Here is an 11075-nt window from a genome sequence, read left to right as displayed (position 1 = left end):
ACCATCGGCGCGCTGGTGGCCACGATCGTCCCCGGCTTCTCCAATGCCATCGACGTGCCGCTGCAGACCACGCACGCGACGCTGGCGCTGCCGTTGCCGCCGATCTCGCTGGCCCAGCAGCAGGGCGTGGCCGGCGACAGCTGGCAGGTGGTGCGGATCCAGCCCGGGCAGACCCTGGGCGCGGTATTCGAACAGCTGAACATCCCGGCCACGGTGATGCATCAGGTGCTCGATCACCCGGGTACCCGCGAGGCGCTGACCAAGCTGCGCCCCGGCGCCGAGATCGGCTTCGACCTGCCGGTGGCCGGCAGCCTGCGCGGGATCCGCTTCGACCGCGACGCCACCCACCGCGTGGAACTGTCGCTGCTCGGCGACGACATCCGCGAGAAGGTGACCGAGCGCGAGACCAGCACCCGCACCGCGGTCATCAGCGGTGAGATCAGCAGTTCGCTGTACGTGGCCGCGCGCAAGGCCGGGCTGTCGCCGTCGGCGATCGCGACGATGACCGACGAGATCTTCAAGTACGACATCGACTTCGACAAGGACCTGCAGCCGGGCGACCGCTTCAGCGTGGTGATGGACGAGACCTGGCGCGAAGGCGAGCGGATCGACACCAGCAAGATCCTCGCCGCGACCTTCACCACCCGCGGCAAGACCTACAGCGGCTTCCGCTTCGAGCGCGACGGCAAGCCGGCCGAATACTTCGACGTCAGCGGGCGGCCGCTGAAGAAGAGCTTCATCCGCATGCCGGTGTCCTACAGCCGGATCAGCTCGACCTTCGGCGCGCGCAAGCATCCGGTGCTGGGCACCATGCGCATGCACAAGGGCATCGACTACGCGGCGCCGTCGGGCACGCCGATCATGGCCGCCGGCGATGCGCGGGTGCAGTTCGTCGGCACCCAGCGCGGCTACGGCAACGTGGTGATCCTGGACCACGGCAAGGGCTACAGCACGCTGTACGGGCACATGTCGCGCTTCGGCGGGATCAAGCCCGGCCAGCGCATCAACCAGGGCACGGTGATCGGCTTCGTCGGCATGACCGGCATGGCCACCGGCCCGCACCTGCACTACGAATTCCGCGTGGACGGCGTGCAGCGCAACCCGGCATCGGTGACGATGCCGCCGCCGACGCCGCTGGCCGGTGCGGAACTGGTCGCGTTCCGTGCGCAGACCTCGCCGGCGCTGGCGCGCATCCAGCGCGTGGAGAAGCTGATCTACGCCGACGCCGCACCGGCCAAGAACGACGCGCCGGCGAAGAAGAAGAAGAGCGTCGCCTCGGCCAGGCCGGCGCAGTCCAGCGACGCCGGCTGAGGCGCATACCGGCACGCCACGGCGGCGCGGATTGACGCGCCGCCGCCCCTCGCCCACGCTGCGCTACTGACGCTGCCTGGTGCCCCGCAATGCCCGATCCGACCGCAATCGACGACGCGTCCCTGTTCCTTGGCCTGATGTCCGGCACCAGCGCCGATGGCATCGACGCCGCGCTGGTGCGCTTCGCCGCCGATGGCCAGGCGCAGCTGCGCCTGGGGCGCACCTATGCCTGGGCGCCGCGCCAGCGCGAGGCGCTGATCGCGCTGAGCGAGGGCGGCGAGATCGATTCGCTGGACACGCTGGGCCGGCTCGATGCAGAGGTGGCGATCGCCTTCGCCGAGGCCGCGCTGCGCCTGCTCGAGGAAGCCGGCGTCGCCCCTGCCGACGTCCGCGCGATTGGCTCGCACGGGCAGACCGTGCGCCATCGGCCGCTGGCCGATCCCGCCTTCACCTGGCAACTGGGCGACGGCAACCGCATCGCCGAGCTGACCGGCATCGCCACGGTCTGCGATTTCCGCCGCCGCGACGTGGCCGCCGGCGGCCATGGCGCGCCGCTGATGCCGGCCTTCCACGCGGCGATGCTGGGCGCGGCGCACGAGGACCGCGCGGTATTGAACCTGGGCGGGATCGGCAACCTGACCCTGCTGCCGGCGCACGGCGACGTGCGCGGGTTCGACACCGGCCCGGCCAACGCGCTGCTCGATGCCTGGTGCCTGCGCCACCTGGGCCAGCCCTACGACGCCGGCGGCGCCTTCGCCGCCAGCGGCCAGGTCGACGACGGCCTGCTGCAGCGGCTGCTGGCCGATCCCTGGTTCGCGCTGGCCCCGCCCAAGAGCACCGGGCGCGAGCAGTTCCACCTGCGCTGGGTGGATGCGCTGCTGGAGCCGGCCGCGCATCCGGCCGCGGCGGTGCAGGCGACCCTGCTGGAACTGACCGCGGCCACCGTCGCCGACGCGCTGCTGGCGCAGCAGCCGGCGACCCGGCAACTGCTGGTCTGCGGCGGCGGCGTGCACAACCCGCTGCTGCTGGCGCGGCTGCAGGCGCGCTTGCCCGGCGTGCAGGTGCTGTCGACGCAGGCGCGGGGCCTGGATCCGGATTACGTGGAAGCGATGGGTTTCGCCTGGCTGGCGCGGCAGACCCTCGCCGGGCTGCCCGGCAACCTGCCTTCGGTCAGCGGTGCACGCGGGCCGCGCATCCTGGGTGCCATCCACCTGGCCTGACGGCGGCAGCGGCCCGCGCCACGGGCGCCGAAGCGCGGCTCAGAAGCCGGCGCCGGCCGGCAGTTCGCGCAACGCGGCGATCGCTTCGGACAAGGCGTCCACTTCCGGGTTCTCGAAGCCGCTGCGCACTTCGTGCTCGCTGGCGAACAGGCCCTGCTCGATCAGGTTGAGCACGGTCTGGTGCTGGGTCCAGCCGCGGGCCACGGCGATGCGGCGGATCCGGTCGACCAGGATGGGGTCGATGTCGCGCAACAACAGATCGGTCATGCGGACTCCCTGACGGACGGCGGCGCACCCCATGCGCCGGCGCCCATCATCCGCAACTCGCCGCGGGCTTTCAATCGGCCGGCGGCGCGGCCGCGGCCGGTTGTTCGCGGATCCGCGGCCACAGCCAGGCCAGCAGCAGCAGGGTCGGGATCACCGTGAACGCGCTGAGCACGAAGAAGGTGCTGTAGGAGGTGGCCTCGACGATGTAGCCGGAGGCGCCGCCGACGAACTTGCCCGGCAGGTTGGCCAGCGACACTAGCAGCGCGTACTGGGTGGCGGTGAAGTTGCGGTCGGTCAGCGAGGACATGAACGCGACCAGCACGGTGCCGGCGAAGCCCTGGAACAGGTTGTCGGCGCTGAGCGCGGCGTAGAACGACCAGATCTGCCCCGGATGCTGGGCCATCAGCAGGAACGCCAGGTTCGACAGCGCCACGCCCAGCGCGGCGACGAACAGCATGCGCCGGAAGCCGAACGCCGCCACCGCCAGGCCGCCGGCGAACGCGCCGGCGATGCCCATCCACACCCCGAACAGCTTGGAGACGGTGGCGATGTCGGCCTTGCTGAAGCCCGAATCCAGGTAGAACGGCCCGGACATCACCCCGATCACCTGGTCGGGGAACTTGAACAGGCCCACGAACAGCAGCAGCCCCAGGCCCAAGGCCAGGCCATTGCTGGTGAAGAAACTGGAGATCGGCTGCCAGAACGCGCCGACCACGTCGATCTTGCGCACCACCGTGGACGCCGGCACCTCCGGTTCGCGGCACAGCAAGGTGGTGGCGATCGGCAGCAGCATCAGCCCGGCCATGACCAGGTAGGCCAGGGTCCAGTCGCCGAACTGGGCCAGGTACAGCGCGCCGGCGCCGGCCAGGATCAGGCCGATGCGGTAGCCGAAGGTGTAGGTCGCGGCGAGCGCGGCCTGCGCCGCCGCCGGGGCGATCTCGATCCGGTACGCGTCGACCACCGAATCCTGGGTGGCGCCGGCGAAGGAGGCGACCAGCACCCACAGCACCAGCCCGCCGACGCTCAGTTCCGGGCGCATCAGCGCCAGCGCGACCAGGCCGATGGTGACCCCCAGCTGCGACACCAGCAGCCACGAGCGGCGCCGGCCGAGGAAGGCGATCAGCGGGAACGAATAGCGGTCCAGCAGCGGCGCCCACAGGAACTTGAGCAGGTAGAAGAAGCTGGCCAGGCTGATCAGGCCGATGCTGCCCAGGTCCAGGCCGACGTCGCGCAGGCGCGTGGACAGGGTCTGCGAGGCGATCAGCAGGAACGGCAGGCCGCTGCCGAAGCCCAGCAGCGCCATCGTCGCCGCCGACGGCGTGGCGAAGGCGCGCTTGATCCCGGCCCAGCCCTTGTAGGACGCCGGCGCGGAGGCGGCCTGGCTCATTCGCGGTAGTCCACCACGAACGGCGCATGGTCGGAGAAGCGCTGCGCGGTGTAGATCGCGCAGCCCTGCAGGCGCTCGCGCAGCGACGGGGTGGCGAACTGGTAGTCGATGCGCCAACCGACGTCGTTGGCGCGGGCGGCGCCACGGTTGCTCCACCAGGTGTAGTCCTGGCCTTGCGGGTGCAGCGCGCGGTAGGTATCGACCCAGCCGCGACCGCTGGCCGGGTCGGCGTCCTCGGCGCGGTCGGCGCACAGGCCGTTGAGCCAGTCGCGCTCGGCCGGCAGGCAGCCGGAATTCTTCTGGTTGGACTTCCAGTTCTTGATGTCCAGCGCCGAGCGCACGATGTTCCAGTCGCCGCACAGCACGTAGTCGCGGCCGCTGGCCAGCCACTCCGCCAGGATCGGCCGCAGCCAGTCCATGACCTGGAACTTGTAGCCCTGGCGCAGTTCGCCCGACGAGCCGGAGGGAATGTAGAACGAGACCACGCTCAGGTTGCCGAAGCGCGCCTCCAGGTAGCGGCCCTCCTCGTCGAACTCGGGCCAACCCAGCGCGGTGCGCACCTCGTCGGGCTCGCGCTTGCTGTAGATGGCCACGCCGCTGTAGCCCTTCTTGGTGCTGGCGTCGCGGAACCAGGCGCGGTAGCCCTCCGGCAGGAACGCCGGCCCGGCCAGCTGATGCTCCTGCGCCTTGGTTTCCTGCACGCACAGCACGTCGGCGTGCTGCGTGGCGAACCACTCGAAGAAGCCCTTGGTGGCGGCCGAACGCAGGCCGTTGGCGTTGAAACTGATGATGCGCATGGATGGAGAGCCGGGATTCGGGATTGGGGGATTGGGGATTCGTGAAAGCGTACCCCATGCGTGGACGCTGCATGGCCGCGACCGGCTATGCTTTCACCAATCCCGTCATCCCCAATCCCGAATCCCGGCCCCCAATGACCGACTACCGGCAACGTTTCCTGCAATTGGCGCTGGACGCGCAAGCGCTGCGCTTCGGCGAGTTCACGCTGAAGTCCGGGCGCATCAGCCCCTATTTCTTCAATGCCGGGCGCTTCGATGCCGGGACCGCGATGGTGCGCCTGGCGGCGTGCTACGCCGATGCGGCCGACGCCGCCGGGCTCGACTTCGACCTGCTGTTCGGCCCGGCCTACAAGGGCATCCCGCTGGCGACCGCGCTGGCCTGCGAGTACGCGCAGCGCGACCGCAACCTGCCGCTGGCGTTCAACCGCAAGGAAGCCAAGGCCCATGGCGAGGGCGGCAGCCTGATCGGCGCGCCGCTGGCCGGGCGCCGGGTGCTGATCGTCGACGACGTGATCACCGCCGGCACCGCGATCCGCGAGGCGCTGGCGATCATCCGCGAGGCCGGCGGCATCCCGGCCGCGATCCTGGTCGCGCTGGACCGTCAGGAGATCGCCGGCGAGCACGACCGGCGCTCGGCGGCGCAGGCGGTGGCGGCCGAGGCCGGCATTCCTGTGGTGTCGGTCGCGCACCTGGGCGACCTGCTTGCATTCATCGATGGAAACGCGGACCTTGTCGGCTTCCGCGAACCGCTGCTGGCCTACCGGGCACGCTACGGCTGCGATCCGTCAGGCTGACAGCAGGGGGCTGCCACGATGCCGATCCACCGATCATGGGGCCGCGCCTTGCCGGCCTTGCTCGCGCTGATGGCGTTGCCGGCCGCGGCACAGCCGGCGCCGGCCAAGAAGCTGTACTGCTGGAACCAGGGCGGGCAGCGCGTGTGCAGCGATGCGTTGCCGCCGGAAGCGGTGAACCAGGCGCGCGACGAATTCAACGCCACCAGCGGCATGCGCAGCGGCGCGGTCGGCCGCACGCTGACCGCCGAGGAGCGCGCCGCGGCCGCCGCCGATGCCGCCCAGCAGCGCGCCGACCAGGCGGCGCTGGAGACGCGCAAGCGCACCGACCAGGCGATGCTGCTGTCGTTCCAGACCGAAGAGGAACTGCGCCGGGTGTTCTCCGAGCGCATCGGCATCGTCGACAACAACATCAACACCGCGCGCTACAACGTCAACAGCCTGCGCGAGGGCCTGGTCGCGGTGCTCGCCAACGCCGGCGCACGCGAGCTGGCCGGGCAGAAGGTGGCCGGCAAGATCGCCGAGGACGTGCAGCAGCGGCATCGCGCTTTGTTGTGGCAGCTGCGCATGCAGCAGAACTTCGAGCAGCAGCGGCTCGGCCTGGACCAGGAAATCGACGACACCCTGCAACGCTATCGCGCGGCGAAGCGGCCGGGCACGGCGGCGGCCGCGACGACGACCGACGGCTGAGCGCGGCGGGCGGCGGGGCCGCCTTCGGAAAGCGCTGCCCGGCGGCGGCGAACTGCCGCGGTGGCAGGGATGTCGGGGCTGAAGCCCCTCCCTCAGTGTCCCTCGCCCGCTGCGCGCGCTCCTTGTTGGAGCGACTTCAGGCGCGACGAACGAGTCCGGATGCCTGGCCGGCTGCGGAGGCAGTCGGGGCCGAATCCCCTCCCACGCTGCACTCAGCCGCTGCTCGCGCCTCTTGTGGGAGCGACTTCAGTCGCGACGGATCAAGCCCGGATGCCTGGCCGGCTGCAGCATGCGGTCGCGGCTGAAACCGCTCCTGCAAGACCTTGCGATAGCGGCCTGGGTGCACTGCAGGAGCGGCTTCAGCCGCGACCGGAAGCCGGAACGGCACAGGCGACGCACGGTGCCGGGCCGAGGCCCTCCCTGCGCTGCGGGATTGCGCATGCCCGCCCGGCGCCAGCGCGCCGGGCGAGCGCCTCAGAACCCCGGCGCCAGCGACGGCAGCAGCGCCTGCAGCTGGCTGCGGAACAGGTCCTTGATCCGCTCCAGCGCGGCGTTGCTGTCGGCCTCGAAGCGCAGCACCAGCACCGGCGTGGTGTTGGACGCGCGCACCAGGCCCCAGCCGTCGGGATAGTCGGCGCGCAGGCCGTCGATGGTGAGCAGCCGCGCGCCCGCGAACGCCGAGCCTTCCTGTTGCGCGGCAGCAACCAGCTGCGCGACCAGCGCATGCGCGTCTTCGCCGTCGGCCAGCGGCAGCTTGATCTCCGGCGTGGACACGCTGTCGGGCAGCTCGGCCAGCACCTCGGACGGGCTCTCCTCGCGCTGCGCCAGGATCTCCAGCAGCCGCGCCGCCGCGTACAGGCCGTCGTCGAAGCCGTACCAGCGCTCCTTGAAGAAGAAGTGGCCGCTCATCTCGCCGGCCAGTTCGGCGTCGGTCTCGCGCATCTTCGCCTTGATCAGCGAATGTCCGGTCTTCCACACCATCGGGCTGCCGCCGTTGCGCAGCACGTAGTCCGACAGCTTGCCGGTGCATTTGACGTCGTAGATCACCAGCGCGCCGGGATTGCGCTGCAGCACGTCGGCGGCGAACAGCATCAGCAGCCGGTCGGGGTAGATCACCGTGCCTTCCCTGGTGACCACGCCGAGCCGGTCGGCATCGCCGTCGAAGGCGATGCCCAGGTCGGCGTCGAAGCGCTTCACCGTCTGGATCAGGTCTTCCAGGTTGTGCGGCTCGCTGGGATCGGGGTGGTGGTTGGGGAAGGTGCCGTCGACGTCGCAGTACAGCGGGATGACCTCCGCGCCGATCGCCTCCAGCAGCCGCGGCGCCAGTTCGCCGCCGACGCCGTTGCCGGCATCGGCCACCACCTTGAGCGGGCGGTCCAGCTGCACGTCGTCGGCGATGCGCTGGATGTAGTCGTCGCCGACGTCGCGCTGCTCCAGCCGCCCCGGCTCGGCGGCGCTCGGCAGGCGGCCTTCGCTGATGCGCGCGTACAGGTCGGCGATCGCCGCGCCGGACAGGGTCTCGCCGCCGACCACGATCTTGAAGCCGTTGTACTCCGGCGGGTTGTGGCTGCCGGTCACCGCCACGCAGCTGCCCGCGCGCAGGTGGAAGCTGGCGAAGTACACCACCGGGGTCGGCGCCAGGCCGATGTCGGTGACGTGGCAGCCGGCGCGGCGCAGGCCTTCGATCAGCGCCGCCGACAGTTCCGGCCCGGACAGGCGGCCGTCGCGGCCGACCACCACCTCGTTCAGCCCCTGCTCCTGCATCACCGCGCCGATCGCCTGGCCGATCAGCGCCGCGACCTGCGGACTGAGGTCGCGGCCGACCACGCCGCGGATGTCGTAGGCGCGGAAGATGCCGGCCGGCACGGTCAGCGCCGGCACCGTCCTGGCCGGCGTGGCCTCGCCCTCGGGCAGCGCCGGCGGCGGCGGCGGTTCCTGGTGCTGCAGGCTCTGCCGCAGGGTGGGTTCCTGTCCGTCGCCGGCGCCGGCGGCGGCTTTGGCGCGGCGCGGCCGCGGCAGGCGCCCGCGCGCGGCCAGCAGCACCGCCAGGGCCAGGAAGCCGAGCAGGCCGGCGACGACCAGGCTCGGCAGCGCGTCCAGGCCGAGCGGGCCGGTGTCGGCATCGGGCAAGGCCGCGACCACGCGCAGCCCGCTCGTGCCGATCGGGCGCGCCAACGCGTCGCCATGGTCGGCCAGGTTGGTATCGCCGGCGCCGATCACGTCGTAGCTGCCCTGGCGCAGCGCCAGGTAGCCGCTGGCCGGGACCGCGGCCTGCGCCACCGGTGCGGTCAGCACGCGCAGCGGCAGGCGCAGGTAGGCGACGCCGGCGCCGGTGGTCAAGGTCACCGGCGCCGCCAGCCCCAGCCGCGGCCCGCCGCCGTCGCGCACCACCGCGCTGGCGACCGCATTGGTCAACAGCGCCTTTTCCAGCAGCGCCATGCGGCCGTAGCCGAACCCGTCCAGGTCGGCGTAGCCGGCGCCCAGGTCGCCGGGCAGCACCTGCGCGTCTTCCGCCTCCTTCCAGCCCTCGCGCAGCGCCTGCGTGGCCGCCGCCGCGTCGCCGCGCGCCAGGGCCGCCTGCAGCGCGGGCCGCCGCAGTTGCTCGGCGAAGCGCTTGCCGGCCACCGCCAGCGCCTGCGCGGTCTGCGCCACCGCCGCATCGCGCGCCTGCACCAGTTCCGTGGCGCTGTGTTCGTAGCGCCATTGCTGCACGCCGCTCCAGCCGAACCAGGCGGCCAGAATGGCCAGCAGCACCGCCAGCAGCGGCGCCGCCTTGCGCAAACCCTCCGGCGCCGGGCGCCGTTGTGTTGCCTCGCTCATGCAGACGATCCCCTGTCAGCGCACTCCGGTATGGCCGAATCCACCCGTTCCCCTGGCGCTGTCGGCGAAAGTATCCACCACCTGCAGGGCGACGCGCACGACCGGCATCACCACCAGCTGCGCGATGCGGTCGCCAGGGGCGATGGTGAACGGCTCGCGGCCGCGGTTCCAGACGCTGATCAGCAGCGGCCCCTGGTAGTCGGCGTCGATCAGGCCGGTGCCGTTGCCGAGCACGATGCCGTGGCGGTGGCCCAGCCCGGAACGCGGCAGCACCACCGCGCACAGCTGCGGATCGGCGATGTAGATGGACAGCCCGCTGGGGATCAGCGCGGTATCGCCCGGCTCCAGGGTCAGCGGCGCCTCGGTGGCCGCGCGCAGGTCGAGTCCGGCACTGGCTTCGGTGGCGTAGTCCGGCAGCGGCCAGCTGTCGCCGAAGCGCGGGTCGAGCAGTTTGACCTGCAGCGGATACGGCGTCGGGATGGTCATGCGTGCAGTCGCTCCGCGATCAGGTCCAGCAATTGTTCGGCCAGTTGCGCCTTGGGCACGGCCGGGAAGCTCCGTGCGCCCGCCTGCCAGTAGGCGGTGGCGGCATTGTGGTCGCTCTCGAAGCCGTTGCCGGCCACCCCCACCTGGTTGGCGATGATCAGGTCCAGGCGCTTGTCGTTGAGTTTGCCACGCGCGTAGCGCTCGATGTCGTGAGTCTCGGCGGCGAAGCCGACCACCAGCTTCAGCGCCTGGGTCTGGGCGGCGACCTCGGCCAGGATGTCGGGCGTGCGCACCAGCTCCAGGGTCAGCATCTCGCCGCTCTTCTTGATCTTCTGCGCGGCGACCTGCCTGGGCGTGTAGTCGGCGACCGCGGCGGTGCCGATGTAGATGTCGGCGGGCAGCGCGCCCAGCACCGCTTCGCGCATCTGCGCCGCCGACCGCACGTCGATGCGCTGCACGCCGTCGGGCGTGGGCAGGTGCACCGGGCCGCTGACCAGCACCACCGACGCGCCCTGCCGCGCGGCCGCGGCGGCCAGGGCATAGCCCATCTTGCCGCTGCTGCGGTTGCCGAGGTAGCGCACCGGGTCCAGGTCCTCGTAGGTGGGGCCGGCGCTGATCAGCAGGCGCAGGCCGCTCAACGCGCCGGTGCCGCCGGTGCCGGCGGCGACCGGCGCGGGCGCCGCGGCGGCGGCAGGGGCATGCGCGGCCGCGGCGCGGCCAGCGGCCAGCGCGGCGACGATCTCCTCCGGCTCGGCCAGGCGCCCGGGACCGGATTCGCCCTCGGCCAGCGGGCCGTCGTTCGGCCCGACCACGCTGGCGCCGCGCTGGCGCAGCGTGGCGACATTGGCCTGGGTGGCGGGGTGCAGCCACATGCGGTGGTTCATCGCCGGGCAGACGGTCAGCGGCGCGGCGGTCGCCAGGCACAGCGTGGTCACCAGGTCGTCGGCCAGGCCGTGGGCGAGCCGCGCCAGCAGGTCGGCGGTGGCCGGCGCCACCACCACGCGGTCGGCCCAGCGCGCCAACTCCAGGTGCCCCATCGCCTGCTCGGCGGCGCTGTCCCACAGGCTGGTACGGGTCGGGTGCGCGGACAGCGCCTGGAAGCTCAGCGGAGTGACGAACTGCTGCGCGCCGGCGGTCATCGCCACCTGCACCTCGGCGCCCGCCTCGCGCAGCCGCCGCACCAGCTCCAGCGCCTTGTAGGCGGCGATGCCGCCGCCCACACACAACAGCACACGCCGCCCCTGCAGGGGCCCCTCGAAAGTACCGGTCACGTCGGGAATGTCCTACCCATGCAAGAACGATTAGC

General features: G+C 71.8%; 10 protein-coding genes (1 of these 10 running past the window's edge). 4 read left to right on the top strand and 6 right to left on the bottom strand.

Going from position 1 to position 11075, the window contains the following annotated elements; genetic code table 11:
* Positions 1-1311 carry the 3' portion of a peptidoglycan DD-metalloendopeptidase family protein gene (locus AB3X10_RS02535; protein ID WP_369978806.1) on the top strand. Its footprint begins 159 nt before the window's first position, so only the last 1311 of its 1470 coding nucleotides appear in the window; its start codon lies beyond the left edge, outside the window; its stop codon occupies positions 1309-1311.
* Positions 1312-1400: 89 nt separating this feature from the next.
* Entirely contained in the window at positions 1401-2531 is a 1131-nt protein-coding gene (locus AB3X10_RS02530) for an anhydro-N-acetylmuramic acid kinase (RefSeq protein WP_369978804.1), read from the top strand.
* 39 nt (positions 2532-2570) lie between these two features.
* Here the strand turns inward: AB3X10_RS02530 and AB3X10_RS02525 are convergent, their stop codons facing one another.
* The 3 genes from AB3X10_RS02525 to AB3X10_RS02515 all read right to left on the bottom strand — a co-directional run bounded on the left by AB3X10_RS02525 (position 2571) and on the right by AB3X10_RS02515 (position 4982).
* Positions 2571-2798 carry a hypothetical protein gene (locus tag AB3X10_RS02525; protein WP_145706592.1) on the bottom strand — a complete coding sequence of 76 codons (228 nt, stop codon included), beginning with the start codon at positions 2796-2798 and terminating at the stop codon, positions 2571-2573.
* A 70-nt stretch (positions 2799-2868) separates the two neighbouring features.
* Positions 2869-4185 carry an AmpG family muropeptide MFS transporter gene (locus tag AB3X10_RS02520; protein WP_369978801.1) on the bottom strand — a complete coding sequence of 439 codons (1317 nt, stop codon included), beginning with the start codon at positions 4183-4185 and terminating at the stop codon, positions 2869-2871.
* The gene (locus AB3X10_RS02515; RefSeq protein ID WP_369978799.1) at positions 4182-4982 is read right to left on the bottom strand and encodes an exodeoxyribonuclease III; all 801 of its coding nucleotides are present in this window, start codon (positions 4980-4982) and stop codon (positions 4182-4184) included. The genes AB3X10_RS02520 and AB3X10_RS02515 overlap by 4 nt, the downstream gene beginning before the upstream one ends.
* A 134-nt stretch (positions 4983-5116) precedes the next feature.
* Here AB3X10_RS02515 and pyrE point away from each other — a divergent pair, with 134 nt between their 5' ends.
* Together pyrE and AB3X10_RS02505 are read left to right on the top strand one after the other, a co-directional pair.
* Entirely contained in the window at positions 5117-5776 is a 660-nt protein-coding gene (gene pyrE / locus AB3X10_RS02510; RefSeq protein WP_369981608.1) for an orotate phosphoribosyltransferase, read from the top strand.
* 69 nt (positions 5777-5845) lie between these two features.
* Positions 5846-6463, top strand: coding sequence for a hypothetical protein (locus tag AB3X10_RS02505; protein WP_369981606.1), 618 nt, complete (start codon positions 5846-5848; stop codon positions 6461-6463).
* A 474-nt stretch (positions 6464-6937) separates the two neighbouring features.
* Here AB3X10_RS02505 and AB3X10_RS02500 read toward each other — a convergent pair whose 3' ends face one another.
* From AB3X10_RS02500 to coaBC, 3 genes are read right to left on the bottom strand one after another with little or no spacing between them, the layout of a single operon-like run.
* The gene (locus AB3X10_RS02500) at positions 6938-9283 is read right to left on the bottom strand and encodes a phosphomannomutase/phosphoglucomutase (RefSeq protein ID WP_369978797.1); all 2346 of its coding nucleotides are present in this window, start codon (positions 9281-9283) and stop codon (positions 6938-6940) included.
* A 15-nt stretch (positions 9284-9298) separates the two neighbouring features.
* A complete protein-coding gene (dut, locus tag AB3X10_RS02495) occupies positions 9299-9769 on the bottom strand; it encodes a dUTP diphosphatase (RefSeq protein ID WP_369978795.1) in 471 nt (156 codons plus the stop codon).
* A complete protein-coding gene (gene coaBC, locus AB3X10_RS02490) occupies positions 9766-11040 on the bottom strand; it encodes a bifunctional phosphopantothenoylcysteine decarboxylase/phosphopantothenate--cysteine ligase CoaBC (protein WP_369978793.1) in 1275 nt (424 codons plus the stop codon). Before coaBC ends, dut begins: the two co-directional genes overlap by 4 nt.
* Positions 11041-11075: the final 35 nt, after the last annotated feature.

It is taken from the genome of Xanthomonas sp. DAR 80977, from assembly GCF_041240605.1.
In the GTDB taxonomy this organism is placed as follows: Bacteria; Pseudomonadota; Gammaproteobacteria; order Xanthomonadales; family Xanthomonadaceae; genus Xanthomonas_A; species Xanthomonas_A bundabergensis.
Note: the sequence above shows the minus strand (reverse complement) of the source record. Positions and strands in the feature narration are given on the sequence as shown.

Coding starts and splice junctions, on each gene's coding strand:
- pyrE (WP_369981608.1), top strand. CDS start 5,117: ATGACCGACTACCGGCAACGTTTCCTGCAATTGGCGCTGGACGCGCAA.
- dut (WP_369978795.1), bottom strand. CDS start 9,769: ATGACCATCCCGACGCCGTATCCGCTGCAGGTCAAACTGCTCGACCCG.
- AB3X10_RS02520 (WP_369978801.1), bottom strand. CDS start 4,185: ATGAGCCAGGCCGCCTCCGCGCCGGCGTCCTACAAGGGCTGGGCCGGG.
- AB3X10_RS02515 (WP_369978799.1), bottom strand. CDS start 4,982: ATGCGCATCATCAGTTTCAACGCCAACGGCCTGCGTTCGGCCGCCACC.
- AB3X10_RS02500 (WP_369978797.1), bottom strand. CDS start 9,283: ATGAGCGAGGCAACACAACGGCGCCCGGCGCCGGAGGGTTTGCGCAAG.
- AB3X10_RS02505 (WP_369981606.1), top strand. CDS start 5,846: ATGGCGTTGCCGGCCGCGGCACAGCCGGCGCCGGCCAAGAAGCTGTAC.
- AB3X10_RS02525 (WP_145706592.1), bottom strand. CDS start 2,798: ATGACCGATCTGTTGTTGCGCGACATCGACCCCATCCTGGTCGACCGG.
- AB3X10_RS02530 (WP_369978804.1), top strand. CDS start 1,401: ATGCCCGATCCGACCGCAATCGACGACGCGTCCCTGTTCCTTGGCCTG.